We start from the raw sequence: 26,318 nt of genomic DNA, 5'->3' as shown, positions 1-26,318 counted from the left end.
ATCGTTTTGGCTCGGGGGGATCAGATTTTGAACTGCGCCCTGGCTTTGGTTCCGGCATGGGGCGCAGATTCAATGGTGAATATTCCGCCGAGGGATTCGACGCGATAGCGCATGCCGACAAGGCCCAGGTGGGTTCTACCTCGACCTGGCACACTTGGTTTCTCGTTTGAAATACCCACTCCCGCATCTTCGACTTGCACTTCCAGTAGCCCTTCGGAGTGAGAGGCGCTGAGTTTTTGGCCTTTTCCTCCGGCGTGAATATAGGCATTGTTCAACGCTTCCTGGGCGAAGCGGTAAATACAGATTTTGTACGCTATGGGCACATCGTCCGCAAGCGTACCAAGCTCAAGGTCGACTTGCGTCTCGGTTCGTTCCTCGTGCCGCTCGGCAACCAATACCAGCGCATCGTGCAGGGTCAGGTCATTGACTTCCGGAAGTGCCAGGCCGAGTGATATTTCCCGCACTTCGTTCAACGCATCCGCGCCGGCACGCCTGATCATTTCAAGGGCTTCCATATCCGGGGCGCCTTGCGAATCCTCGAGCTCTTGAAGGCGAAGGAGAATAAGTGACAATAGCTGAGCAGGACCATCATGTAGATCTGCCCCGATCCGACGAAGAGTGAGTTCATTGATTCGGGAAAACTCGCGGTTGGCCATCGTGACTTTGCGCTCAAGGGCGGCATTATTTGAGTGCAGCCTGGCTTGCTCGTCCATTCGCCATTTAAGTGCTGCTTCATGGTGCTTGATTATCTTGTCACCGCGCCGAACGATAAAAAATAACAGCAAGATCATGGCCATCGTTGCTGCACCAACAATCGCCCATACTTTCTTGCGAACGTTATTTATTTCCTGCTGTAACGCTTCCGCGGTTTCGTAGAACTCGCCAATCGCAACAATCTTTCCAGTACCCGCTTCGCGCAGTGGGGCAAAGATTTCATAGAGCGGAATATTCATGTCGCGCTCAAAAGCATCTTCAGCATCGGCATCAAGATCACTGTCCAGTTCTGTATAGATCTTGCCGGTGAGCGCCTGTGAGATCTCCTCTGTCGGAAAACTTTTTTGCACTTCGGATTTATTGGTGCTGTAGACAATCGTGCCATCTGGAAGCCAGATCTTCACCGAGACGACATGTGTACTGAACGAGGTGCTGGACAACAGGTGATCAATAGTCTGAATAGTTTCATCGGGGAGTGCATTGGCCGTGGCTAATCCCTGGACGAAAGGTTCGAGAAAGTTCTCCATATAACGCGCCCCTGCCTCTGCCGCAGTTTGAACCGTTGCATCCTCGATACTCTGGCTTACGAGGTTGCCAACGAACGTCATGGTCAAACCCAGAATGATCGTGGCGCAGATCACGAACTGGGTTGAACGGCTCAAATGGCGCAGATTCGCACGGATGCCCTGTCTCCCGGGCGCTCCACCACTGGACGTTTGCTCAGCGGATTGGACCAAGGTCTGATCCGATTCTTTGACCAAGGTCTCAGAATTTGATTGGGCTTTCGTCTCTGTACACATCCGGGGAGCACCTCAATACTCATTTTTAATGGAGTGTATAGCTGAGGTTTGAGGTTGAAGGCGGGAGGGGCGATGAATAGTTTGAAGAGATTCTCGATCAATCAGGGTAATCACTATTTCCGGCGGCAACAGCCGGGGGTTATTACCGATGCTGTGGTCGGTCTTTCGCGCCCTGTACTGTCACTTTTTGGTCATGCAGGCCAGGATGGAAACGTCTGCACGCTTGGTATCCAGGTCAAACCCGGTTCACCACCAAGCGCGTGGAACCAGCCTCCAATACATAATAGTCAATTCGTGGCCGATGCCGGTTTTCTCATGGGCAACAGGCTTGTTGACGAAGCGGCATGGACGCAGAACTGTGCCAACACCCCTCAGGAAGTCCCGGACTATGGCGATCTTCGCGAGCATATTCCGGCCAATGACTCTGATCGCTGGATGTGTGGCATCTGTGACAAGCCCCCTATGCCTGAGAGAGCTTCATGGACAGATGCATAGCGCCCCGATTCGTGACGGGGCCGTTAACAAGTTGCACTTTCTATTCAACCTGGATTCATGGGCCGTCGCCTCCTTGAGGCGCAATACCAGCCTGTAGATACGGTTGTCATGGGGAATTGATCCTCAGTTGAGTACTGCTGATTGCCTGTCATTCAGCAAGGGCTCGGTGCGGCCGCAATACCAGGTCCCGTCGTTCATTTTTCAAATTTTAAATATGGGGTTCAACACTTAATCACACGTTTGCAGCCGTGTTTTATGCGTGTGGTTTCCTGATTGGTTAAGCATCGAGGAAACAGCCATGGCCAGCTTCATCAAGTCCGATCTCGAGTTTATTCTCGAACAAATTTTCATCGCCGAACGGCATGCGGCAGGCGCCAGTCTGGCTGACATGCTGCCAAACGTAGAAGTGCCTTTCGGCCTGCGCACCGTCTCCGGCATCTACAACAACCTGGCCGATACCCAGTTCGGTGCCGCCGACAACATCTTCCCGCGCATGGTACCGCCGCAGTTCAATACCGCGCAGGTACAGCCCGCCGGTTTCTTCGGCCCCACCGATCCTGGTGGAACCACACCGACCTCCTACCTGCAGACCAGCGGTTTTGTCTTTGACTCGCAACCGCGCACCATCAGCAACCTGATCGTCGATCAGACCGCCAACAACCCGGCGGCGGTCGCGGCCGCAGCGTTCAATCCGGATTCACAGGCTGTCACCAGCCCAGGGCTCGATGGTCTGTTCGGCACCGCCGACGACGTTTCCGTCTTCAAGATCCCCAATATCACGCCGGACGCGGGCCTGACCGCACCCTTCAACGCCTGGATGACCTTCTTCGGCCAGTTCTTCGATCACGGCCTCGACCTGGTCACCAAGGGGGGCAGCGGCACGGTGTTCATTCCGCTGCAGCCCGACGATCCACTGTTCGTGCCTGGTAGCCCGAACAACTTCATGGTGTTGACGCGGGCCACCAATCTGCCCGGCCCCGATGGCATCCTCGGCACGGCCGACGACATCCACGAACAGCAAAACACCACCTCGCCGTTTGTCGACCAGAACCAGACCTACAGTTCGCATCCCTCGCACCAGGTATTCCTGCGCGCCTATGAAATCGACGCCGCCGGCGATCCGGTCGCCACCGGCAAGTTGATCACCAATCGTGACGTGGGTGCCGATGGTGTGTTCGGCACTGCCGACGATGTCGAAATCGGTGGCATGGCCACCTGGAAGGTGGTCAAGGCCCAGGCCCATGATCTGCTCGGCATCAACCTGACCGATGCGGATGTGTTCGATCTGCCGCTGTTGGCGACCGACGCCTATGGCAACTTCATCAAGGGCCCCAACGGCCTTCCGCAAGTGGTGATGAAGGGCGCGGACGGCATTGCCGGCACCGCCGACGACATACTCGTCGAGGGTAACCGCGCAGCTCCCATCGACCTGACGAACGCCGTGCGCACCGGCCACCAGTTCCTCATCGACATCGCGCACAGCGCCGATCCGACTGGCGGCCTGACGCCCGACGCGGACAATGTCATAGGCGGGGTGCAAGCGCCCGGCACCTATGACAACGAGTTGCTGGATTCGCACTACATCGCCGGCGATGGCCGGGTTAACGAGAACATCGGCCTGACCACCGTTCACTCCGTCTTCCACCACGAGCACAACCGCCTGGTTGACCAGACCAAGCAGACGGTGCTGGCCTCCAACGACCTCGATTTCCTGAACAAGTGGCTGATGCCCGACGCCCAACTGACAGCGTTGCCGATAACGCCGGCCGACATCGCAGCCCTGCACTGGAACGGCGAGCGGTTGTTCCAGGCCGCCAAGTTCGGCACCGAGATGCAGTACCAGCACCTGGTGTTCGAGGAATTCGCGCGCACCATCCAGCCGCAAGTGGACGTCTTCCTGGCCCCCATGGGTAACGACACCACGATCAACCCGGCGATCGTCGCCGAGTTTGCGCACACGGTCTTCCGCTTCGGTCACTCGATGCTGGTTGAGACCGTCGATCGTTTCGATCCCAACTTCAATGTCGTCGGCGACGGCAATCCGGTTGACCCGGGCAATCAGCAGACCGGCCTGATCGCGGCCTTCCTCAACCCGCTGGCATTTGCGGCCAGCGGCCCGACCCCCGAGCAGGCGACAGGCGCCATCGTGCGCGGCCTGACCCGCCAGGTCGGCAACGAGATCGATGAGTTCGTGACCGACGCGGTGCGCAACAACCTGGTCGGTCTGCCACTGGACCTGGCCGCCCTCAACCTGGCGCGCGGCCGCGACACCGGCATCCCGTCGCTGAACGCGGCGCGGCGCGAGTTCTACCACATGACTGGCGACAGCCAGCTGACTCCTTACACGAGCTGGGCCGATTTCGTGCAGCACATGAAACACCCGGAATCGCTGATCAACTTCATCGCCGCCTACGGCACGCACTCAACCATCACTAGCGCTACGACGCTGGCAGGCAAGCGAGCCGCGGCTGCCGATCTCGTGCTCGGCGGCGCCACGGCGCCCGCGGATCGCCTGGACTTCCTGCACAGTACCGGTGCCTGGGCCAGCACCGCCGGTGCGGACGGTATTCTGAACACCGCAGATGACGTGACCACCACCGGCCTGGACAACGTCGACTACTGGATTGGCGGCCTGGCCGAGGAAAAGATGCCCTTTGGCGGCCTGCTGGGTTCGTCCTTCAACTTCGTCTTCGAAACCCAGTTGGAAAACCTGCAGAATGGCGACCGCTTCTACTATCTGGCCCGCACCGCGGGACTCAACTTCGGCACCGAGCTTGAGAACAATTCGTTCGCCAACCTGGTGATGCTCAACAGCGACGCAACACACCTCCCAGCCAACGTATTCCTGACGCCGGCCTTCATCCTCGAGACCGACCCGTTGCACCAGTTCAACCAGAGCGTGGTGGCCGGGCCGGATGGCATCGTCGGCACGCTCGACGATCTGCCAGCCAACGCCGACCCCTTTGGCCCGTCGGACCACCCGATCGGCTCACCACGGATTGACCATTTCACGCCACTGGTGATCCGCGACAACCCCGACACAGTGGGCCCGGATACCAACTACCTGCACTACACCGGCGGTGATACGGTCGTGCTCGGCGGCACGGCCGGCAACGACATCCTGATTGCCGGCGACTCGGACGACGACACCGTCTATGGCGATGCCGGCAACGATCGGCTCGACGGCGGCTACGGCAACGACAACCTCTTTGGCGGCGCCGGTGACGACATCATCACCGACATCGGCGGCGCCGACGTCATCCACGGCGACGACGGCAACGACGTCATCCAGGCCGGCAACTCGATCCTGGCGGCCAACAACCTGGTCCTCGGCGGTGATGGTAAAGACTTCATCATCACCACCGAAGACATCACGATGACCTTCGGCGGCGCGGGTGACGATTTCATCCTTGGCGCCAAGGTCAACCTGGCGCCAACCGGTAACGAAGGCGATGACTGGATCGAGGGCGGCACCCAGGACGGTGCACCCGGCGATAACATGAGCCCGACATTGACCGACGATGTGCCCGGCAACGACATCTTCATCGGCACCGGCGGATTCGATGAAATGATCGGTGAGGGTGGCGACGACGTCTTCGTCGCCAGCGATGCCCAGGACAAGATGGACGGCATGTCCGGGTACGACTGGACCACCTACAAGAATGACAAGTACGGCGTGACCGTCGACATGGTCGTCCCCTTCTTCAGCCCCTATCACCCGGTGCCCGATGCAACGGCCAATATCGTGGGTGCATTCGCGCAATCGCCCGATGCGGTCTATGACCGGTTCGCGGAAGTGGAGGGCCTGTCGGGGTCGTCCTTCGCCGACTTCCTGCGCGGCGATGAACAGAACGCGGCCATCCTCGCCAACATCACGGCCAGGGGCAGCATCCTCACCAACTTCGATCTCGTCAGCGGCCTGCGGACCTTCGTCGGCAGCGCCGGTTTCGGTGCCGACGGTATCGGCGGGACGGCCGACGACCAGTTCGGCGCGGGCAACATCATCCTCGGCGGCGATGGCAGCGACATCATCGAAGGCCGTGGCGGCAGCGACCTCATCGACGGCGACAGTTGGCTCAATGTGCGCATCAGCGTGCGGCAGAACATCGATGGCACCGGGCCGGAGATCGCCAGCTTCGACAGCATGACACCGATGATCCCGCTGATGCTCAATGGCACCTTCAATCCCGGCCAGCTCGTCGCCGTGCGTGAGATCCTGCCCGGTACATCCGCAGGCGGGGCTGCGTTCGACACCGTCAACTTCCTGGGCCCTCTGGCGAACTACTCGATCGCGGTCAACGGCATCGTCGTTGATCCCGCCGTTCCCCTCAATATCGTCGGCACCGACGTCGTCACCGTGACCGACAATGTCGGCCAGGAAGAAACCGACCGTCTCACCCACATCGAGCGGTTGCAGTTCTCCGATCAGGCAGTGGTCCTCGTGCAGGGGGTCAACGCCGAGCCTGTGGGTGCGCTGACGGTGAGCAACACCGCACCAACCGTTGGCCAGACGCTGACCGCGTCGGCGGCGGGCATCACCGATGGCGACAACGCGGGTGGGGCGATCCACAATTCCATCAGCTACATCTGGCAGTTTGAAGCGACACCGGGTTCGGGCGTCTTCGAGGACATCATCCTCGGCCCAGGCCGCATCGGTATCGGATTTACCAGGGCGGACCAGTCCACTTTCACGGTGACGCCGGATCTTGCCGGCCTGGCAATCCGTGTCAAAGCCTTCTATGCCGACGATCATGGCGTGACCGAGCAGGTATTCTCGGCACCGACGACGGCAGTTGTGGCTGCGGCGCCGGCCCCTGTGGTGGCGCCTTCGCTGATCGATCCGCAGACCACGGCCCCAAGCAATGGTGTGCGTTACACGCAATCGGACCTGGCGTTCATCCTTGACCAGATCAAGATAGCGGAACACAACGCGGCCGGTGAGAACCTCAGCTCGCTGCTCGACAACGTACGGATGCCGTTCGGTCTACGCACGGTCGAAGGGACGGAAAACAATCTGCTCCATCCCGAGTTCGGGGCCGCCGATAATGTCTTCCCGCGCCTGACCACGCCGAACTTCCGCCCGGCCGACGCCGGCACGAGCTACACCCAGACCAGCGGCCTGGTGATCGACTCGCAGCCGCGCACCATCAGTAACCTGATCGTCGATCAGACCGCGCACAACCCGGCGGCGGTCGCGGCCACCTTCGATCCTGGTGTGGATGGCATCCTCGGCACGGCTGACGACGTCCTCAAGGCCGGTGCGCAGGTGGTGACCGGAACCCGTACCGACGGCACGACGTTCCAGACCTTCTTCGATCCGAACGTGAGCCCCGACGCGGGCCTGACCGCGCCCTTCAACCAATGGATGACCTTCTTCGGCCAGTTCTTCGACCATGGCCTGGACCTGGTCACCAAGGGCGGCTCGGGCACTGTGTTCATTCCGCTGCAGCCGGATGATCCGCTGTTCGTGCCTGGTAGCCCGACCAACTTCATGGTGCTGACGCGCGCCACCAATCAACCCGGCCCCGATGGCGTTCTGGGCACGGCCGACGACATCCACGAGAACACCAACACCACCTCGCCGTTTGTCGACCAGAACCAGACCTACAGCTCGCATCCTTCGCACCAGGTGTTCCTGCGTGCCTATGAGCTCAACGCAGCTGGCGATCCGGTGGCTACCGGCAAGTTGATCGAAAATCGTGATCTGGGCGCCGATGGCGTGTTCGGTACGGCCGATGACGTCGGGATCGGTGGCATGGCCACCTGGAAGGTGGTCAAGGCGCAAGCCCATGACCTGCTCGGCATCAATCTCACCGATGCCGACTTCGACAACGTGCCATTGCTGGCGACCGACGCCTACGGCAATTTCATCAAGGGACCGAACGGCTTTCCGCAAGTGGTGATGTTGGGCCCGGACGGCATTGCCGGCACGGCCGACGATGTGCTCGTTGAAGGCAACCCGGCGGCGCCTATCAGCCTGGCGAACGCTGCGCGCACCGGCCATGCCTTCCTCAACGACATCGCGCACACCGCGGTTCCGGTGGACGACCAGACCGGCGCAGCACTGCTGCCTGATGCGGACAACATCATTGGTGGTACACCTGCACCGGGCTTCTACGACAACGAACTGCTGGACGCGCACTACATTGCCGGTGACGGTCGGGTCAACGAGAACATCGGCCTGACCACCGTTCACTCCATCTTCCACCACGAGCACAACCGTCTCGTCGATCACACCAAGGAGGTGGTCCTGGCGACAGCGGCAAGCGGCGATGTATCGTTCCTGAACGAGTGGCTGCTGACGCCTGTCACTGCGCTTCCAGCCGATACCTCGACCCTCGACTGGAACGGCGAACGCCTGTTCCAGACTGCGAAGTTCGGCACCGAGATGCAGTACCAGCACCTGGTGTTCGAGGAGTTCGCGCGTACCATCCAGCCGATGGTCGATCCGTTCTTCGCCCCTGGCCAGGTGTACGACACGGCGATCGATCCAAGCATCGTTGCCGAGTTCGCGCACACGGTCTATCGCTTCGGGCACTCGATGCTGCTGGAGCAGGTCGACCGGCTGGATCCGAACTTCGCCTCGAGCGATATCGGGCTGATTCAGGCGTTCCTCAATCCGCTGGAGTTCGCAGGCAGCGGTCCGACTCCGGAACAGGCCGCCGGCGCCATCGTGCGCGGCGTGACCCGCCAGGTAGGTAACGAAATCGATGAGTTCGTCACCGAAGCCCTGCGTAATAACCTGCTGGGTCTGCCGCTCGACCTGCCCGCCATCAACCTGGCGCGCGGCCGCGATACCGGCATTCCGTCCCTGAACGCTGCGCGGCGGGAGTTCTATCTGCCCACCGGTGACGCCGAGCTCAAGCCCTACACGAGCTGGGCCGATTTCGTGCAGCACATGAAGCATCCGGAGTCGTTGATCAACTTCATCGCCGCCTACGGCACGCACCCAACGATCACCGCCGCCACCACGCTCGACGCGAAGCGCGCCGCGGCTGCGGACCTGGTGTTGGGGGGCGCGACCGCACCGGCCGACCGTGTCGACTTCCTCAACAGCACCGGCGCCTGGACCAGCACCGCTGGTGCGGACGGTGTCTTGCACACGCCAGACGATGTCACCATCACCGGCCTGGATAACGTCGACTTCTGGGTTGGCGGGCTGGCCGAGGAGAAAATGCCTTTTGGCGGCATGCTCGGCTCGACCTTCAACTTCGTCTTCGAGAACCAGATGGAGAAACTCCAGGACGGTGACCGCTTCTACTACCTGGAACGCACCGCCTCGATGGACTTTGGCGCCGAGCTTGAGAACAACACGTTCTCCTCGCTGGTGATGGCCAATACCGACGCAACACACCTTCCAGGCAGGGTTTTCCTGACGCCTGCCTACACTCTGGAGGTCAACCAGGCTAACCAGTACAACCCGAGTGTGATTGCCGGTCCCGACGGCATTGTCGGCACCATTGACGATCTGCCAGCCAACGCCGATCCGTTTGGCCCCTCGAACCACCCGATTGGCTCACCACGCAGTGACTTCCTCACACCACTGGTGATCCGCGACAACCCCGCCACACCGGGGCTGGATACCAACTACCTGCACTACACCGGTGCAGATACGGTGGTGCTGGGCGGTACGCCCGGCAACGACATCCTCATTGCCGGCGACTCGGACGACGACACGGTCTATGGCGATGCCGGTAACGACCGGATCGATGGCGGCTACGGCAACGACCAACTCTTTGGCGGTACCGGTGACGACATCATCACGGACATGGGCGGCGACGACGTCATCCACGGCGAGGACGGCAACGACGTCATCCAGGGCGGCAACGGCCTCAACCTGATCCTCGGCCAGGCCGGTCAGGACTTCATCATCACCGGCGAGGATGCGGCCGATACCAGCGGCGGGCTGGGCAACGACTTCATCCTCGGCAGCAAGGCGAACGAATTCGCGCGCGGCGGTGAAGGTGACGACTGGATCCAGGGCGGATCCGCCGATGGTGTTGCCGGCGACAACTTCGACCCGTTCGGCAACGATCCGATCAATGGCAACGACGTGTTCATGGGCGATGGCGGACCGGACAACTTCGACGGGGAGGGCGGTGATGACATCATGATCGGCAGCCCCAGCGAGGCGGACCGTTTCATCGGCTTCTCCGGTTATGACTGGGCAACCTTCAAGGACGACCCGGCTGGCGTGACCATCGGCCTCAACTCCAGGCTGCGCTTCTTCGACCAACCGGCGGTACCTGGTTCCAACGCGTCGATCCTTGCCCGGCTGGACCTGGTGGAAGGGTTGTCGGGTTCGTCACACGCCGACTTCCTCAGCGGCGATGACTCCGATGCCGCATTGCTCGCCGTCGCTGGCGCCAGGGGCAGCGTGCTCACCAACTTCGACCTCATCAGCGGACTGCGGGCGTTCGTCGGCGCCGCCGGCAACGGGGCAGATGGCATCGCCGGCACGGCCGACGACAAGTTCGACGCTGGCAACATCGTCCTGGGCGGCGCTGGCAGCGACGTCATCGAAGGCCGCGGCGGCGATGACCTCATCGACGGCGACAAGTGGCTCAACGTACGCATCAGCGTGCGGCAGAACATCGATGGCACCGGCCCGGAAATCGCCACCTTCGACAACATGACACCGCTGGTTCCGCTCATGATGAACGGCACCTACAACCCCGGCCAGCTCCAGGTTGTCCGTGAGATCCTCACGGCGACCGGTCCGGACTTCGACACGGCGCTGTACTCCGGCAACATGGCGGATTACACCGTGGTCAATAACGCCAACGGCACCTTTACGGTCACCGACAGTGTCGCTGGCAGGGACGGGACTGACACCCTCAGCAATATCGAGCGGTTGCAGTTCGCCGATCAGTCGGTTGTGCTCGGTGGTGTGAACTCGGAGCCAATCGGTGTGCTGAGGATCGACGACCCTACGCCAGCCGTCGGCCAGACGCTGACCGTCTCGGCGGCCAACATCGCCGATGCCGACAATATTGCGACCGGCGGCGCGATCACCAGCCCCATCAGTTACTTCTGGCAGTTCGAAGCGCGCCCGGGCTCGGGGGTCTTCGAAGACATCACCTTCTTTGCCGCCGGTGAGGTTGCGCGCGCAGAGGGTACGACTGTCACAGTGGGCTCGGAACTCAGGATCGCACCACCGGCAACCCTCATTGGCGCCGTACCGGCTATTCCGCAACTCGTCGTGGCAACCGGGCTGGCTCTGCGCGTCAGGGCGGTCTACAAGGACGCCAATGGCGTGCTGGAGGAGGTGTTCTCGGCGCCGACCGCACCGATCACGGCGGCCGGTACCGGCACCGTCAATGTGCTGCCGGTTGGAACGGTGCTGCTCAGCGATACGACCCCGACGGCCGGCACTGCCTTGACCGCCACGGATGCGTTCACCGACGCCAACGGGACCACGACCTCGGTGATTACCCATCAATGGCAGGCGGGGAGCGGTGCGCTCTTTACCAATATCGTCGGCGAGACGGGCACGACCTTCACGCCCGGCCTGGCGCAGGTCGGTCAGCAACTGCGTGTCGTGGCGAGTTACACCGATGACCTCGGCACACTTGAGCAAGTCACCTCTGGCGCAACGACTGTGGTCGGTGATCTGTTTGTCGGCACCGCCGGTGTCGACGTCTGGACCGGCACCGCAGGCGACGACATAGCCAGCGGCGGTGCTGGCGACGACATCCTGAGCGGCTTGGGCGGCAACGACATCCTCAATGGTGACGCGGGCAATGACATCCTCATCGGGGGGACGGGTGCCGACACCATGGCGGGAGGCCTGGGCAACGATACCTATGAAGTGACCGATGCCGGGGACGTGGTGACCGAGCTTGGCGGCGAAGGCACGGACACAGTCTGGACTTCGCTCGCGAGCTACACCCTGGGCGCCAATGTCGAGAACCTCTCGTTCGGCGGCAGCGGCAACTTCGTGGGCATCGGCAACGCGCTCGACAACGCGCTCGTGGGTGGTGCGGGTAACGACGTCCTGATCGGCGGGGGCGGCAACGACGTGATGAATGGCGGCATCGGCGGCAACGATACCTATGAAGTCACCGACTCCGGGGACGTTGTGTTCGAGCTCGCCGGTGCCGGCCAGGATACGGTCTGGACCTCGCTTGCGAGCTACACGCCGGGGGCCAACGTCGAGAACCTGTTCTTCGGCGGCAGCGGCAACTTCGTGGGCATCGGCAACGCGCTCGACAACACGCTCGTGGGTGGTGCGGGTGACGACGTCCTGATCGGCGGGGGCGGCAACGACGTGATGAATGGCGGCAGCGGCGGCAACGATACCTATGAAGTCACCGACTCCGGGGACGTTGTGTTCGAGCTCGCCGGTGCCGGCCAGGATACGGTCTGGACCTCGCTTGCGAGCTACACGCTGGGGGCCAACGTCGAGAACCTGTTCTTCGGCGGTAGCGGCAACTTTGCGGGCACCGGTAACGAGCTGGATAACATGATCGTGGGTCGTGCGGGTGACGATGTCCTTATCGGTGCCGTCGGTAACGACGTCATCATCGGTGGCGCAGGTGCCGACACGATGGTGGGTGGTGTCGGCAACGATACCTATGAAGTGACCGACCTCGGGGATGTGGTGGCGGAGATTAGCGGTGAGGGTACTGATACGGTCTGGACCTCGCTTGCCAGCTACACGCTGGGTGCCGACGTCGAGAGTCTGTATTTCGGTGGCAGCGGCAACTTCGCGGGCACTGGCAACGCACTCGACAACACGCTCGCCGGCGGTACGGGTAACGACGTCCTTATCGGTGGCGGCGGTAACGACGTCCTCATCGGTCGCACAGGTGCCGACGCGATGGACGGTGGCATCGGCAGCGATACCTATGAAGTCACCGATTCCGGGGACAGTGTTTTCGAGGCCGCCGGTGCTGGTAACGACACGGTCTGGACCTCGCTCGGGACTTACACCCTGGGTAACGACGTCGACAATCTGTTTTTCGGCGGCAGCGGCAATTTCATTGGCGTCGGCAACGCGCTCGGCAACACGCTCGTAGGGGGGGCGGGTAATGACTTTCTCGTCGGCGGTGGCGGTAACGACGTGATGAGTGGCGGTGTCGCCGGCAACGATACGTTCGTGTTTGCTGCAGCGGGTTTCGGCAACGATACGATCGTCGGCTTTGGCGCCAGTCCGGTCGGAGCGCAGGACATGCTCGATATCGCGGGGCTGGGGATCAACAGCGCGACCTTCGCTGCCAGCGTGAGCATAGTGGCTGACGGGGCGGACACGCTGGTCGGTATCGGGGCAGACAGCATCCGCCTGGTGGGTGTCAGCAGTGCGACCGTTGATCAGTCAGACTTCGTGTTGGCGGGATAAGGAGGCCTATTCGACAACGTTGAACTGAAAGTAATGACGGTGTGTGGCGATTGCCACACACCGTTTTTTTATGCGCCAGGCCGGGCGAAATCACTCGGACGTGAAAGTCCTCTACACGCTGGCAAGGGGAAGTGTCAGGCATAAAACCAGATCAACTGCCGAGGCTTTCTACCAGGCTGTCGAGCGCTTCAGTGATTTGTTCATCCTGCACCATTTGCGAAGCTGCAGTCGCTCTGAGTTGGCGCGCCAGGCGGTATTCGCTGGGCGTGCAGTTTGCGAACTGCTTGAAGGCACGAGCGAAGTAGGAAGGATCCTTGAAGCCGGCCTCATAGCCGATACTGGTAATCGGCATCTGGCTGTTGTCGAGCAGTTCCTTGGCGAAGTTCATGCGCTTGTTCAGGATGTAATCCGTGAAGCCAAGTCCATTGGCTTCCTTGAACAGGCGGCTGAAGCGAAATGTCGTCATGCCGCAGCGCTGCGCCAGATCCCTCTGATCGATGCTGTCTCGAAAGTTCTGCTCGATGTACAGCATGACGCTGTTCAACGCCTGGTGCTTTTGGTGTCCCGAAGTCAGCCGGATGCTGTCCGGCAGGGTCGGGGAGTGGTCGATCTGCGATGACTTGCCCTGGCCGTTGGCATTTCGGCGCAGCTCGCAGAGCTGTACCAGCGCCGCCAGGTAACGCTTCTTCTCGCTGATCGAAAGCGGGAGCACCATGTATTCCCAGACGCTGGAGCGCATGGCCCATACAGCCAGTTCTTCAGAGTGCTGCACGGTGAACATGGTGATCGGGATGGTGGGGGTGGTGCGTTTGATCTCCAGCAAAAGCCGCAAGCCTGGCGTGTCGGGGCGATCAAAGTGGATGCAGATCATGTCTGCCTGTTCCCGGACAGGCAATATGGAGTTTTTTGCCAGTTTGCAGTCGCAGAAATCCTCGAATTGCGCGACAAGTTCTTTCGTGGACCGATCATGAGTCAGATCGAACCATAGCAATGTTGGCCTTTTGGTCAAATGGGACGTCATGTCACTACTCTGGGGGTCTAGGTGACTCTTTTCGCTAGTATTACCAAGGTGCCATCATTTTGCAGATTTAATCCCTATAAAAAAGACAGTTTTTAGTACTACTCGCTCTATGGTCGACCTGGAAGGCAGCTCCGGGCGTCTGTTTGTTCGTATGTGCTCGATGAACCCGGGTTGAGCCGTTTGTCGCTTGTGAATAAATGACAATTGCCTTTGAGTTTCAGTGTCTTGTTTATCCCCCCTTGGTACTTTTGCAAAGGCCACCCCCTCTTGAGTGGCTGCCCCGCAAAAAAGTCCTAGCGATGTGCAAAATCCTCCTAACGCCCATGCCTTGCCCCTGACTAGTGTTGCACTCAGGCAGCGCAGAAAGTTCTGCCTCAGAAAAAACAACATTCGAGTGAGGTGGGCAAAATGAACATGCAAACAATCAAGGCTTCGGTAGTGAAGTTCGCCAAAGACGAAGATGGCCTGACCATTGTGGAGTACGCCGTGGCCGGCGGGCTGATTACTGTGGCTGTTGCCGCAATGTTTGTGACTTTGGGCACCAACGTGAACACCAAGATCACCGCACTGTGCACCGCGGTTAAAGGTTCTGCCTGCTGATGATAGAAAACCACGCTGGCGGGGCGCGGTGATATCCATGGAGTAACCGGTTTTACCGTTTCGCTGATAGACCGGGTAGCTCAAAGGAAATCGCGCAGTCCCCGCCAATGTACTTTCTGAGCCCTATGACCACTGAAGTGAGGTACTCAAAAATGACTCTGCAAACAATCAGAGCTTCGATAAGCAAGTTCGCCAAAGATGAAGATGGCCTGACCATTGTGGAGTACGCCGTGGCCGGTGGGCTGGTTACGGTAGCTGTTGCCGCAATGTTTGTGACTTTGGGCGGCGAGGTGAACACCAGGATCACAGCGCTGTGCGCTGCGGTTAAAGGTTCTGCCTGCTAACGATAATCCCGCCAGGGGAGACGCGCCATGTCCATGGAATTGCTTTTGTCGACAGGTGTACTGCTAGGACTGCTGGGCGTCGCGGTGGTGAGCGATCTGCTTCGCCACCGTATTCCCAACATGTTGGTCTTGTTGGGTCTTGCCCTGGGGCTGGGGGCTCAAATGTATTCAGGTGGCATCAGCGGATTGGGTGACAGCCTGTTGAGCATTCTGATTTGTTTTGCGTTGTTCCTGCCCATGTACGCCTTCGGTGGCATGGCCGCTGGCGACGTCAAGTTGATGGCCATGGTCGGCAGTTTTCTACCATTCCATTTCGCGTTGTGGGCTGCAATGTTCAGCCTGATTGCCGGCGGCGTATGCGGTTTTCTGATCGTGCTGTATCGAGGTCAATTGTCTCAGACCCTGGGTCGCTATTGGTTGATTCTGAGAGCGCGAGCTTATTTTGCGCCGACTTCAGATGAAGTCGCCGGCAAACCTTTCCCTTATACGGTTGCAATCTTGCTCGGCACGCTGGGCAGCACCTACTGGCAACTTGTTGCCAGTGGGTTGGGAGTTTAGTCATGCACGTCATGGTTGATACTGATGTCTTCCCCAATGAGCGGGAAGCGGTGCAACGACTGGCTCCTCAGCCGTGCACAATCCGCGAAACCGGTCTGACAGACAGTTTTCTCGGTGAGTTGGTGTGCAAGCATTTGTTCGATGCCGGTGTACTGGACATGTCGCGCCTGGTGGAACGCCTGGCGTTGACCGGCGCGGTACTGGAAGAAATCCTGGCGTTTCTGCGCAAGGATGGCCGTGTCGAAGTGCTTGGCCAACTGAATCAAACGGGCGGGCAGATGCTGCGTTATGGCCTGACCGAACGGGGTCGCAGTGTCGCCCGCGATGCCTTGTCGCGCAGTGGCTATATCGGTGCGGCCCCCTTCCCGGTGAGTACCTACCGGTCGCTGATCAAACTGCAGACCATTCACCATGGTCGCATCACTGCCAACGATATGCGCAATGCCCTTGCCGGGGTAGTGCTCACGGAGGGGATGCTCGACCAGTTGGGTGTGGCGATGAACTCCGGGCGCGCAATCATGATTTATGGCCCCGCGGGGACCGGCAAGACGTATGTCAGCACTCGGCTGATCCGTCTGTTCGCCGAGGCCATCTGGGTCCCTCATGCCATCGTCATCAACGAGTCGGTGATCGAGATCTATGACCCACAGGTGCATCAGCGGCTCGATGATAACGTTCAACAGAGCAGTCTGATGCTCAACGAAGGGATCGACCGTCGACTGCTGTGCTGCAAACGCCCGATTGTCATTACCGGCGGTGAGTTGAGCATGGAACAACTGGACGTTCGCTACGACCCCTTCACCCGGCAATACCAGGCGGCCTTGCAGCTCAAGGCCAGCAATGGCCTGTTCATCATCGACGACATGGGACGCCAGCGCATGGAACCCGCCGAGCTGTTCAATCGCTGGATCGTGCCCATGGAAGAGAAACGTGACTTCCTCAATCTGGGCGGCGGTCGGCATTGCGAGTTGCCGTTCGATCTGATTCTGGTGTTTTCCACCAACCTCAATCCCCTGGAGTTGGCCGATGAGGCCTTCCTTCGCCGGATTGGCTACAAACTGCAATTCGGTTACCTGAAGCCCGAGGAGTACGAAAAGATCTGGCGGCAGGAAAGCGAACGTCTGGGCATTTCCCATGACCCGCTGCTGGTGCGCTATGCGCTGCATCGGCTTTATGCAAATGAGGGCATGCCCCTGGTGCCCTGCCATCCCCGTGATCTCCTGAACATGGCCCTCGATCGTCAGCGCTACATGGGCGGTTCCGGCGCACTGTCACCGAAAGAGTTGGAATGGGCCTGGCACAACTACTTCGTCCAGCTCAACTTTCTTTGATGCGGAGATACTGACATGAGCTCTCGTACTCTTACCCTGATAGGCGTATCTCTGGCCATGGGCCTTGGGGCTGCATGGATGGCCGATTCCTGGCTGAGCGCGCGGCTCAATGCCAGCCCGGATGATCACCTTCGAAGCGTGGTGGTCGCCACGGTAGAGATTCCATTCGGGCAGATGGTCGAGGCCCAGCAGGTCACGACCGTGCGCATGCCGATGGATACGATCCCGGACGATGCCTTCGACTCCAGCGAAAAAGCCGTCGGCAAGATCGCAACGTTCGACATTCTGCGCGGCGACATTGTGCGCGGTGCGCGTCTGAGCGAGCACCTGGGGGGCAGCACCCTGGCCTCTTTGATTGCGCCTGACAAGCGTGCCATATCGGTACGCGTGGACGACGTGGTCGGCGTCGGCGGATTCCTGTTGCCGGGGAACCGGGTCGATGTACTGGCGACCAAGACCACCAATGCCGGCAGTAACAGCGCCACGTCCAGGACCATCCTCGAGAACTTGCGAGTATTGGCGGTAGATCAGACCGCAGGTACCGACAAGACCCAGCCGGTCGTGGTGCGTGCAGTGACGCTGGAGATGTCGACCGCTGAAGCGGAAGCCCTGGTCACGGCGCAGACGGAAGGCAAGTTGCAACTGGCGCTGCGTAACCCACTGAACCTCGAAAAGAAAACCGCAGCCGTTACACCTGCTGCACCTCCTGCGCCGGCCATGGCTGTGGCCGCCGTCTCGGAGCCAAAACGCGTGGTACCGCGCAGCAGGGGCGAGGGGGGCGGGGAAATCACCGTTATCCGCGGGATCGAAGCCAAGGAAGTCAGAATTCGCTGACAGGGCACAACAGGTTCCTGGGCAGCACAGTATTGGCGGAGCCGATCCGGATCGGTATCGGCATTCGAGGGCTTGATGATGAATCTTCGTATTCGGCGGCCGTTCACTTCGGCACCAAGGTGCCAGGAAGGATCGGTGAGTGTAATGATGGTGCTCTCGCTGGCGGTGATGGCCATGATGGCGGCGTTGGCTTTGGACGGCGGCCATATGATGCTGAACAAAACACGCCTGCAGAATGCCGTGGACGCTGCCGCCCTGAGTGGCGCCAAGACCCTGAGTCAGGTGGCGGGTGGTATCAATAGTGCCAGCACGACGAAGACCGCCGCGCTCAATACGTTGGTACAGAATGCCAATGCCACGGGCAACAACGAATTGGCCACGGCGGTCGGCGGCAACGCAAGTGCATTTGCAACGGTGGAACTGGCAAGCAGCGTCTATGGCCCGTTCTCCTACCCCGGGCCGACGGATGCCAAGTACGTTCGGGTATCGGTACCGAGCTATAGCCTGACGGGATTTTTCTGGAACTTCGCCCAGGTGTTCGGCGCTGGCGGCCTGGGGAGCAAAGCGGTGGCGGCAATCGCCACTGCTGGCCCCAGCCCTACCAGCCCCTGTGATCTCGCACCTTTGATGGTCTGTGGCAACCCTGCCCAATACAACCCGGGCGCGGGCATGTTCTGGGGCTTTCAATTCGGTGATTTGCAGGTCTTGAAGACGGCTGCCGGCAATTCGTCGCCCATTGGTCCGGGCAACTTTCAGTTGCTCGATTTTGGCTCGGGGGGCAGTACGGTCAGGGAGGATCTGGCCGGTGGTGGCAAGATCTGCCGCAATGTGGGCCAAAATGTGGATACCGCCCCTGGCAACAAGGTCGGCCCTGCGTCTCAAGGCCTGAATACTCGCTTCGGTATCTACAACGGCCCGGTCAGTTCCTCGGACTATCCGCCGGACCTGGTGACCACGTCCAGCAACCCCGCAATCACTTACGACGACTCGGTCACACCGGCACAGATGAAGTACAAGGGGAAAACCGTCACCTCGAGCAACGGCAATCTCACCGCGGGTAGCGACGCAATATATGGCTACAACGACTGGCGTACGAGCACTGCCGCGTGTGTGGCAGGGTCCGGCAGTGGCTGTCAGAGCAATGGGGTGTTCGAGCGTCGGATGCTGAAAATCGTGGTGGGCGACTGCACCGGGAAAAATAATGGTGCAACCTCGATCCCGGTTCTCGGATTTGGCTGCTATTTCGTGGTGCAGCCAATGGATGGCGGCGGCGGGGACTCGCAGATCTTCGGTCAGTTCGTGAAGGAGTGCGAAGGCGACAACGTGGCTGGCCCCTCGCCGTCAACCGATTCCGGCCCGCAGATCATTCAGCTCTACAAAACCTATCTCACCGGCAGCGGTACTCCGAGCACTGACTCGTAGGGGGCGTCATGAGACTTCACGGATTCAAGAGTCGGCAGCGCCAGCAAGGCCTGGCCATGGTGGAGTTCACTCTGGTCCTGCCGGTGTTGCTGCTGCTGTTGCTGGCCTTCGGCGAATTCGGTCGCATGCTCTATCAGTACAACCTGCTATTGCAGGCCAGCCGCGATGCCGACCGTTTTGTCGCCAGCAATGCCTGGAATTCGACGCTCGGCGCAGTCGCTCTGGACAGTACGCTACTGACCCAGACGAAAAACGTTGCAGTGTATGGCGTGCCCGCCAACACCGGGACTGCAGTGGTGTCCGGGCTGACGACTGGCAACGTGGCCGTTGCCGCGGTGGGTACTGACCATGTGCGGGTCACCATCACCTATACGTTCTGCCCGGTGATTGGCGCAGGTAACTGCACCGGATCGATTCCCGGTTTTTTTGGTAATCCGATTGCACTGGGCATTCCGCTGGTCGCCACTACCGTGATGAGGGCATTGTGATGAACAGAAAACACATGCGCGGCACCTATACGGTGGAGTTCGCCATCGTTGGTCTGTTGATGTTCACGTTGTTGTTCGGTGTGGTGGAAATGGGCCGCCTGTACTTCACGGTCAATGCGCTGGATGAAGCCGTGCGCCGCGGTACGCGCCTGGCGGCGGTGTGCAATATCAGCGATCCGGTGGTGTTGCGGCGGGCGATCTTCAATGCCGCGACCGACGCAGGTACGAGCCAACTGATCGGCAATCTGGCCACCACCAACCTGACGTTGAGCTATCTGGACGTCAACGGTGCAGTGGTGACCACCCCGAGCGACCTGGTCAGCGCCAACGGTTTTCGTGCCATCCGTTATGTTCGGCTGAGTCTGCAAAGCTTCGTTTTCAATCTGTTCATTCCCGGGTTCGGCGTGCCCATTACCTTGCCCACATTCAGGGCAACCTTGCCACGCGAAAGCCTTGGGCGTCATTCCGGTTCCGGGGAGATCACGCCATGCTGAATACCAAGGACACTCCACTCTCTGCCTCGACCGGTAAAGCCGGGCTCAGGCTTCTGATCAGCAGCCGTGATGCCACGTCGTTACGTGACCTGCAGAGCGTCTGCCAACGCATGCCCAGCCTGGAGGTGAGTACCCGGCTGGTGAGCAATGGGCATGTCGACCCGCTCTACGGTCTGGACCGGATGCCCGATCTGCTGTTGTTGCGCGTCAGCCATCTGTGGCGCGAGGAGCTGGCGGCGCTGTTGCAGCGTCCAGCCCATGAGCGTCCGCCGATGTTGGTGTGCGGACTGTTGAGCGAACAGGAAGGCATGCGCCTGGCGATGCAGGCCGGCGCCCGTGATGTGTTGCCGGAGCCCGTCGCCGAGACCGAACTGGTTTCTGCCTTGAATCGTCTGGTCATGGAGGTCCGGACCGGCAACGGAGCGGAAGGAAAATTGATCGCCGTGATGAGCGCCAAGGGCGGATCCGGCGGCACCATGCTGGCCTGCAACCTTGCTCAGCAACTCAGCATGAAGGGTGGCAGTGCCCTGTTGCTGGATATGGATCTGCAATTCGGCAGTGTGACGCATTACCTGGATGTGGCGCAGACGCACAGCCATCTGGAGGTGTTGCATCAGATCGACGGCATGGACAGTGTTGCGCTACGGGGTTTTTGCAGCCACTTCAGCCCGACCTTGCATGTGCTGGGTGGCCGTGCCGGCGAGCTGTGTCTGCCGCAGGATGCTCAATCCGAGCAACTTGACACCCTGATGCAGTTGGCCCGCGCCAGCTATGACTGGGTGGTGATCGATCTGCCACGGCAAATCGACCACCTCACCGGCTCCGTGCTGGAGCAGGCGGATCGGGTGTACGTGGTGGTACAGCAGAGCGTCAGCCATCTTCGCGATGCCAGCTCCCTTGTGCGGGTTCTTCGCGATGACCTGGGCGTACGTGGGGATCAACTGCAGATAGTGGTCAACCGCTATGACAAAGGGGCAGCGGTCAGCCTCAAGGATATCGGTGAGGCGCTGCGCTGCACGAACCTCTCGAAATTACCCAATGACTTCAACCAGGTAAGTCAGAGTCAAAACACTGGCGTGCCATTGGGGCTGCATGCACCAAGGGCAGCGATTACTGCCGCGCTACGCGACATGACCGAGAACCTGGTCGGTCAACAGGTAGCCGGGAAAAAAGGCTTGCTCAAACGCGCCTTCAACCGTTTTTTCGGGGGATGACCCATGATCAGCGATTTTCGTAACCGCCTGCGCAAACAGCCCGGTAAACCCGCCGTTGCCCAATTGAGCGACGACCTGTCGGATCCGCTAGAGGAAGTCATGGCGTGGGAACGTGCAACGCCGGATGTTCTTTACGAAACCAAAAGTCAGGTCACCCCGGTGGAGGCCGAGTGGCGAGAAAAGATTTATCAGCAGTTGCTCAAGGTCATGGACCTGTCCTTGCTGGACGCCCTGGAACAGGCTGAGGCCGCGCGACAGATTCGCGATATTTGCCAGCGACTGCTCGATGAGCATTCGGCACCGGTGAGTACTTCCAGCCGCCAGTTGATTATCAAGCAGATCTGCGACGAAGTGCTCGGCCTTGGTCCTCTGGAACCGTTGCTGGCCGATCACAGTGTGTCCGACATTCTGGTCAACGGTCATGCATCGGTCTATGTCGAGCGCTTCGGCAAACTGCAACGTACCGATGTGCGCTTTCGCGATGATCAGCATTTGCTGAACATCATCGATCGCATCGTCTCCAGCCTGGGGCGGCGCATCGATGAGTCCTCGCCGTTGGTGGACGCCCGGCTCAAGGACGGTTCGCGGGTCAATGCGATTATCCCGCCGCTGGCCATCGACGGCCCGAGCATGTCGATCCGGCGCTTTGCGGTGGACCTGCTCAATACCGACAGCCTGATTCAGGTAGGTACATTGACTCCAGCCATTGCCCTGCTGCTCAAGGCGATAGTCCGTGGGCGCTTGAACGTGCTGATTTCCGGCGGTACCGGCAGCGGCAAGACTACCATGCTCAATGTGCTGTCCAGTTTCATCCCGCACAACGAGCGGATCGTCACCATCGAAGATTCGGCCGAGTTGCAACTGCAGCAACCCCATGTGGTGCGTCTGGAAACCCGGCCTTCGAACATCGAGGGGCGCGGCGAGGTGAGCCAGCGGGAGTTGGTGCGCAACAGCTTGCGGATGCGTCCGGACCGCATCGTGATCGGCGAAGTACGCGGCGTCGAGGCGCTGGATATGTTGACCGCGATGAACACCGGCCACGACGGCTCGTTGACCACGATCCACGCCAACACCGCACGCGATGCGTTGGGCCGGGTCGAGAACATGGTGTCGATGACCGGGGCGACTTTCCCGATCAAGGCCATGCGCCAGCAGATCGCATCAGCCATCGATGTGGTGATCCAGCTGGAACGCCAGGAAGACGGCAAGCGCAGGCTGGTCAGCGTGCAGGAAATCAACGGCATGGAGGGCGAGATCATCACCATGACCGAAATCTTCTCCTTCGCGCGCCATGGCGTGGGCGAAAACGGCGAAGTGCTGGGTGACTATCGACCCAGCGGCATGATCCCTGCCTTCCGGGATGTGCTGGCCAAGCGCGGCATCGAGTTGCCGCTCACGATGTTCAGGCCTGAGTGGATGGAGGCACGGCAGTCATGAAAAACATTCCAGGTGAATTCATTCTGATGTTCCTCGGCATGGTGTTTATCGCCGTGTTCCTTCTGTCCCAGGGTGTGGCGGTGCCGGTGTTCGGCGAGGCCGGCAAGATGCGCAAGCTCATCCGCAGCCGCTTGCATGTACTGGAGAAAGCCAACAATCTGCCCAACATGCAGACGGTATTGCGGCAGAAATACCTGACGCGCTTGTCGCCCCTGGAGGCAATGCTCGAGCAGTTGCCTTTTATGGCGAACCTGACACAGCTGATTGAGCAATCGGGCCATGAGTATCGTGCTTATCGGGTGATATTGCTCGGGCTTGCTCTGGGCGTTGCAGTCGGCGCTATAGTCCTGGTGGTTTCGGCGATCTGGTGGATGGCGCTGGCGGTGGCTTTTGTAGTGGCCTGGGTCCCGGTCCTGAAAATCCTGCGCGACCGAAACAAACGTTTTGCGCAGTTCGAAGAAGGTTTGCCAGATGCGCTGGATGCCATGTGCCGCGCTCTGCGTGCCGGGCACCCGTTCAACGAAACGCTGCGCCTGGTCGCAGAGGAGCACAGGGGGCCGGTCGCTCATGAGTTCGGCCTGACCTTCGCCGATATCAACTATGGCAATGATGTGCGCCGGGCCATGCTCGGCCTGCTTGAGCGGATGCCGAGCATGACGGTGATGATGCTGGTGACCTCGATACTCATCCATCGCGAGACCGGGGGCAATCTGACCGAGGTGCTGGAGCGACTGAGTCGATTGATCCGTGGGCGCTTTCGCTTTCAGCGCAAAGTCAAAACCCTGTCGGCGGAAGGGCGCATGTCGGCTTGGATACTGGTGGCCATTCCCTTCGTGCTGGCGATTGCGATCATCGTCACCAGCCCCAGCTACCTGCCTGTGCTGGTCAATGATCCCATAGGCCACAAGCTGATCATCGGGGCGTTCTGCGCCATGTTGGTGGGGATTTTCTGGATACGAAAAATCATCCGGATTCAGGTTTGAGCGGTTTCGCTACCGGGAGGTACAGGTCATGGACTTTTTGCTCGGGTTGTTCAGTCGAGTTACGGCGAACGAGGAGCTGGCGCGCCTGCTGTTTCTCGGCGCGATCGGTTTGAGTACAGTACTGGCGGTCTTCGCCGCGATCTTGCTGATGATGGGGCTTCAGGATCCGGTACAGCGTCGTCTGGCGCTGATCAAGCGTGGTCATTTAAGCAACACCGTCGGGCAAGAAGCTCCGGGCAATCTGCAACTGTTGCTGGAGCGGGTCGGACAGCGCTTTGGATCGGCCGAATCGGCTCAAACGTCCGTCACCCAGACCCTGTTGATGCATGCGGGGTACCGTTCCTCGTCGGCGGTGCAGATGTACTGGGCAGTGCGCTTGATGTTGCCGCTGTTATTGATCGGTATTGCGTTGCTGCTATTGCCGATGATTCCCAAGGTTTCCCTGATGATTGGGCTGCTGTTGGTGGTCATGGTGGCCGGGATCGGATGGTTGGTGCCCGCGTTGTATGTCGCCAAGCGCAAGCAGTTGCGACAAGGTCGCCTGCGTGCTGCGTTTCCGGATGCGCTGGATCTGATGGTGGTGTGCGTGGAGTCGGGCCTGGCCTTGCCTACGACCATTGAACGGGTAGCCGAGGAGATGTCGGTCAGTCAGGTCGAACTGGCTGAAGAGCTGGCCCTGGTCAATGCGCAAATCCGTGCGGGGGTTTCCAGTACCGCGGCGCTCAAGCAACTGGCCGTACGCACTGGCCTGGATGATGTACAGGGGCTGGTCAGCCTGTTGGCACAGAGCATCCGCTTCGGTACCAGCGTGGCCGAAACCCTGCGCATCTATGCCGATGAATTCCGTGACCGGCGTACGCAGGCCGCCGAAGAGATGGGGGCGAAAATCGGCACCAAGCTGGTATTTCCACTGATTTTCTGTCTATGGCCGAGCTTCTTTCTGGTCGCTATCGGCCCGGCCATGATCGGGGTACTCAGAGCATTCGGGTGAGATAAAACGGCTGGAGGCTGTCGAATGCGATGGCCTTGCCACCCGAGCCTGATCAGCACTTTCCTGCGCACGACATCAAGCCCGGCTTCGCAGCCAGGCCACTCTGGACTACCCCAGAAGTTGATCACCCATCGACATGCCTCAGTTGCCGCTGCTGATGGTCATTTTCCCCGCTGAATCCTGATCATAAAATTGTGGAATCGGGTAGCTGAAGCTATTCAGCCAGCGCTGCATGGCCAGGTCACGTTCGGTGGCCGTAGCGGTTTGCAGTATAGGGGAGGCCACCACGCCGCGAATCTGCAGTTGCAACCACTGTTCGGTGCCTTGTTGATAAGGCGAAGAGGGACCCGGCTCGATAGCCCAGGCGGTGGTGGACAGGCTAGCCATGCACAGGATCAACAGCCTTTTGGTATTCATCTTGACTCCTCGTACGTTCTACTTGTTCGCACTGGCAGAGGCATCGGCTACCTCAGCGCCGCGATTGCCATCGGTAGCCACCACTTTTTTGGCGGAAGCCTTGAGTTTTTCCGCGCGGGTTTGAGCCTCTGCGACTTGCTTGGGGCTCAAGTCGGCGCGGGTCACGAGTTCGGCAGCTGCCTTCCAGTTATCCTGGTAGATCAGCAGCGTCACCAAATTGAGTGCCGCCAGTGTGTTTCCCTGCTTGAGCTCAAGGGCGGTCATGAACTCAAAGCGCGCCTCAGGGACCCGCCGCTGATTGAGGTAGACGACCCCCAGGTCATTGCGCATTTTTTCGTCGGTGGGCTCCATCTTCACCGCGCGCTCGAGGTGAGTGGCAGCGGCGGCGTTATCGTTTCTGGCGGCGGCCAACTGGCCCAGGCCATGTTCCCCTTCAGCCGCCAGACAGGTGCCGAGCAGGCTTTCGTACAATGGCTGCGCTTCACTGGTGTGCCCCATCATGCGCAGCACCCGAGCCTTGCGCAGGCGAACCTGGACCAGGTTATCGGACAAACCTTCCAGATTCGCCAGGCTGGCGTACAAGCGGCCTTCGTCGGCCATGCTGTCGGCCAGGTTCAGGGCCAGTTCCTGCTCCGAACCGGGCTTGGCACAGCTGGCCGGGCGCGAAGCCAGGCCATTGCTGGCACACCCTGCGAGCATCAATGTCGCCGTTATTGCAATGACTGCTTTCATCGAATGTCCTCTGGCTACAACACGTTGAACGCCTGGCCATTGGCAATAAAGCTGGCCCGGCAAGCGTTCAGCGTCACCATTGCGAGTGAGGGTGAGGCAAGT

General features: G+C 60.1%; 18 protein-coding genes. 14 read left to right on the top strand and 4 right to left on the bottom strand.

Annotated features, from left to right (window positions below; genetic code table 11):
* Positions 1-20: 20 nt before the first annotated feature.
* Positions 21-1,514, bottom strand: coding sequence for a sensor histidine kinase (locus tag ACLD1X_RS09360; protein WP_429367062.1), 1,494 nt, complete (start codon positions 1,512-1,514; stop codon positions 21-23).
* A 72-nt stretch (positions 1,515-1,586) separates the two neighbouring features.
* Here ACLD1X_RS09360 and ACLD1X_RS09355 point away from each other — a divergent pair, with 72 nt between their 5' ends.
* Together ACLD1X_RS09355 and ACLD1X_RS09350 are read left to right on the top strand one after the other, a co-directional pair.
* Positions 1,587-2,009 carry a hypothetical protein gene (locus tag ACLD1X_RS09355; RefSeq protein WP_429367061.1) on the top strand — a complete coding sequence of 141 codons (423 nt, stop codon included), beginning with the start codon at positions 1,587-1,589 and terminating at the stop codon, positions 2,007-2,009.
* 298 nt (positions 2,010-2,307) lie between these two features.
* A complete protein-coding gene (locus ACLD1X_RS09350) occupies positions 2,308-13,350 on the top strand; it encodes a peroxidase family protein (protein ID WP_429367060.1) in 11,043 nt (3,680 codons plus the stop codon).
* Between the two features lie 151 nt (positions 13,351-13,501).
* Here the strand turns inward: ACLD1X_RS09350 and ACLD1X_RS09345 are convergent, their stop codons facing one another.
* The gene (locus tag ACLD1X_RS09345; protein WP_429367059.1) at positions 13,502-14,371 is read right to left on the bottom strand and encodes a helix-turn-helix domain-containing protein; all 870 of its coding nucleotides are present in this window, start codon (positions 14,369-14,371) and stop codon (positions 13,502-13,504) included.
* 408 nt (positions 14,372-14,779) lie between these two features.
* Here ACLD1X_RS09345 and ACLD1X_RS09340 point away from each other — a divergent pair, with 408 nt between their 5' ends.
* From ACLD1X_RS09340 to ACLD1X_RS09285, 12 genes are all read left to right on the top strand, one after another.
* A complete protein-coding gene (locus ACLD1X_RS09340; protein WP_429367058.1) occupies positions 14,780-14,971 on the top strand; it encodes a Flp family type IVb pilin in 192 nt (63 codons plus the stop codon).
* 152 nt (positions 14,972-15,123) lie between these two features.
* Positions 15,124-15,315: a Flp family type IVb pilin gene (locus ACLD1X_RS09335; RefSeq protein WP_429367057.1), complete on the top strand. Its 192-nt coding sequence runs from the start codon at positions 15,124-15,126 to the stop codon at positions 15,313-15,315.
* 27 nt (positions 15,316-15,342) lie between these two features.
* Entirely contained in the window at positions 15,343-15,873 is a 531-nt protein-coding gene (locus ACLD1X_RS09330) for an A24 family peptidase (protein ID WP_429367056.1), read from the top strand.
* 2 nt (positions 15,874-15,875) lie between these two features.
* A complete protein-coding gene (locus tag ACLD1X_RS09325; RefSeq protein WP_429367055.1) occupies positions 15,876-17,204 on the top strand; it encodes an AAA family ATPase in 1,329 nt (442 codons plus the stop codon).
* A gap of 15 nt (positions 17,205-17,219) precedes the next feature.
* Positions 17,220-18,038, top strand: coding sequence for a Flp pilus assembly protein CpaB (cpaB, locus tag ACLD1X_RS09320; protein ID WP_429367054.1), 819 nt, complete (start codon positions 17,220-17,222; stop codon positions 18,036-18,038).
* A gap of 75 nt (positions 18,039-18,113) precedes the next feature.
* Positions 18,114-19,460: a TadE/TadG family type IV pilus assembly protein gene (locus ACLD1X_RS09315; RefSeq protein WP_429367053.1), complete on the top strand. Its 1,347-nt coding sequence runs from the start codon at positions 18,114-18,116 to the stop codon at positions 19,458-19,460.
* An 8-nt stretch (positions 19,461-19,468) separates the two neighbouring features.
* Positions 19,469-19,948: a TadE/TadG family type IV pilus assembly protein gene (locus tag ACLD1X_RS09310; RefSeq protein WP_429367052.1), complete on the top strand. Its 480-nt coding sequence runs from the start codon at positions 19,469-19,471 to the stop codon at positions 19,946-19,948.
* A complete protein-coding gene (locus tag ACLD1X_RS09305; RefSeq protein WP_429367051.1) occupies positions 19,948-20,442 on the top strand; it encodes a TadE/TadG family type IV pilus assembly protein in 495 nt (164 codons plus the stop codon). Before ACLD1X_RS09310 ends, ACLD1X_RS09305 begins: the two co-directional genes overlap by 1 nt.
* On the top strand, positions 20,436-21,656 hold the full coding sequence (locus ACLD1X_RS09300; protein WP_429367050.1) for an AAA family ATPase: 1,221 nt from the start codon (positions 20,436-20,438) through the stop codon (positions 21,654-21,656). Before ACLD1X_RS09305 ends, ACLD1X_RS09300 begins: the two co-directional genes overlap by 7 nt.
* A 3-nt stretch (positions 21,657-21,659) precedes the next feature.
* Positions 21,660-23,093 (top strand): CpaF family protein, encoded by a 1,434-nt coding sequence (locus ACLD1X_RS09295; RefSeq protein WP_429367049.1) that lies wholly within the window; start codon positions 21,660-21,662, stop codon positions 23,091-23,093.
* A complete protein-coding gene (locus ACLD1X_RS09290; RefSeq protein ID WP_429367048.1) occupies positions 23,090-24,076 on the top strand; it encodes a type II secretion system F family protein in 987 nt (328 codons plus the stop codon). Before ACLD1X_RS09295 ends, ACLD1X_RS09290 begins: the two co-directional genes overlap by 4 nt.
* Before the next feature lie 28 nt (positions 24,077-24,104).
* The gene (locus tag ACLD1X_RS09285; protein ID WP_429367047.1) at positions 24,105-25,067 is read left to right on the top strand and encodes a type II secretion system F family protein; all 963 of its coding nucleotides are present in this window, start codon (positions 24,105-24,107) and stop codon (positions 25,065-25,067) included.
* 141 nt (positions 25,068-25,208) lie between these two features.
* On the opposite strand, the gene ACLD1X_RS09280 is transcribed toward ACLD1X_RS09285, so the two are convergent.
* Together ACLD1X_RS09280 and ACLD1X_RS09275 are read right to left on the bottom strand one after the other, a co-directional pair.
* The gene (locus ACLD1X_RS09280) at positions 25,209-25,484 is read right to left on the bottom strand and encodes a DUF3613 domain-containing protein (protein ID WP_429367046.1); all 276 of its coding nucleotides are present in this window, start codon (positions 25,482-25,484) and stop codon (positions 25,209-25,211) included.
* A gap of 18 nt (positions 25,485-25,502) precedes the next feature.
* Positions 25,503-26,216 carry a tetratricopeptide repeat protein gene (locus ACLD1X_RS09275; protein WP_429367045.1) on the bottom strand — a complete coding sequence of 238 codons (714 nt, stop codon included), beginning with the start codon at positions 26,214-26,216 and terminating at the stop codon, positions 25,503-25,505.
* Positions 26,217-26,318: the final 102 nt, after the last annotated feature.

The organism is Pseudomonas sp. 18173 (assembly GCF_050432945.1).
Taxonomy (GTDB): Bacteria; Pseudomonadota; Gammaproteobacteria; order Pseudomonadales; family Pseudomonadaceae; genus Aquipseudomonas.
The sequence above is the reverse complement of the archived record's forward strand: the minus strand, read 5'-3'. Positions and strand labels throughout refer to the sequence as shown.

Bases quoted from the DNA above. Each gene is read 5' to 3' on its own strand.
- ACLD1X_RS09355 (WP_429367061.1), top strand. From the start codon at position 1,587: ATGAATAGTTTGAAGAGATTCTCGATCAATCAGGGTAATCACTATTTC.
- ACLD1X_RS09335 (WP_429367057.1), top strand. From the start codon at position 15,124: ATGACTCTGCAAACAATCAGAGCTTCGATAAGCAAGTTCGCCAAAGAT.
- ACLD1X_RS09285 (WP_429367047.1), top strand. From the start codon at position 24,105: ATGGACTTTTTGCTCGGGTTGTTCAGTCGAGTTACGGCGAACGAGGAG.
- ACLD1X_RS09280 (WP_429367046.1), bottom strand. From the start codon at position 25,484: ATGAATACCAAAAGGCTGTTGATCCTGTGCATGGCTAGCCTGTCCACC.
- cpaB (WP_429367054.1), top strand. From the start codon at position 17,220: ATGAGCTCTCGTACTCTTACCCTGATAGGCGTATCTCTGGCCATGGGC.
- ACLD1X_RS09305 (WP_429367051.1), top strand. From the start codon at position 19,948: ATGAACAGAAAACACATGCGCGGCACCTATACGGTGGAGTTCGCCATC.
- ACLD1X_RS09360 (WP_429367062.1), bottom strand. From the start codon at position 1,514: ATGTGTACAGAGACGAAAGCCCAATCAAATTCTGAGACCTTGGTCAAA.
- ACLD1X_RS09330 (WP_429367056.1), top strand. From the start codon at position 15,343: ATGTCCATGGAATTGCTTTTGTCGACAGGTGTACTGCTAGGACTGCTG.
- ACLD1X_RS09340 (WP_429367058.1), top strand. From the start codon at position 14,780: ATGAACATGCAAACAATCAAGGCTTCGGTAGTGAAGTTCGCCAAAGAC.
- ACLD1X_RS09310 (WP_429367052.1), top strand. From the start codon at position 19,469: ATGAGACTTCACGGATTCAAGAGTCGGCAGCGCCAGCAAGGCCTGGCC.
- ACLD1X_RS09315 (WP_429367053.1), top strand. From the start codon at position 18,114: ATGATGAATCTTCGTATTCGGCGGCCGTTCACTTCGGCACCAAGGTGC.
- ACLD1X_RS09300 (WP_429367050.1), top strand. From the start codon at position 20,436: ATGCTGAATACCAAGGACACTCCACTCTCTGCCTCGACCGGTAAAGCC.
- ACLD1X_RS09325 (WP_429367055.1), top strand. From the start codon at position 15,876: ATGCACGTCATGGTTGATACTGATGTCTTCCCCAATGAGCGGGAAGCG.
- ACLD1X_RS09295 (WP_429367049.1), top strand. From the start codon at position 21,660: ATGATCAGCGATTTTCGTAACCGCCTGCGCAAACAGCCCGGTAAACCC.
- ACLD1X_RS09290 (WP_429367048.1), top strand. From the start codon at position 23,090: ATGAAAAACATTCCAGGTGAATTCATTCTGATGTTCCTCGGCATGGTG.
- ACLD1X_RS09345 (WP_429367059.1), bottom strand. From the start codon at position 14,371: ATGACGTCCCATTTGACCAAAAGGCCAACATTGCTATGGTTCGATCTG.
- ACLD1X_RS09275 (WP_429367045.1), bottom strand. From the start codon at position 26,216: ATGAAAGCAGTCATTGCAATAACGGCGACATTGATGCTCGCAGGGTGT.
- ACLD1X_RS09350 (WP_429367060.1), top strand. From the start codon at position 2,308: ATGGCCAGCTTCATCAAGTCCGATCTCGAGTTTATTCTCGAACAAATT.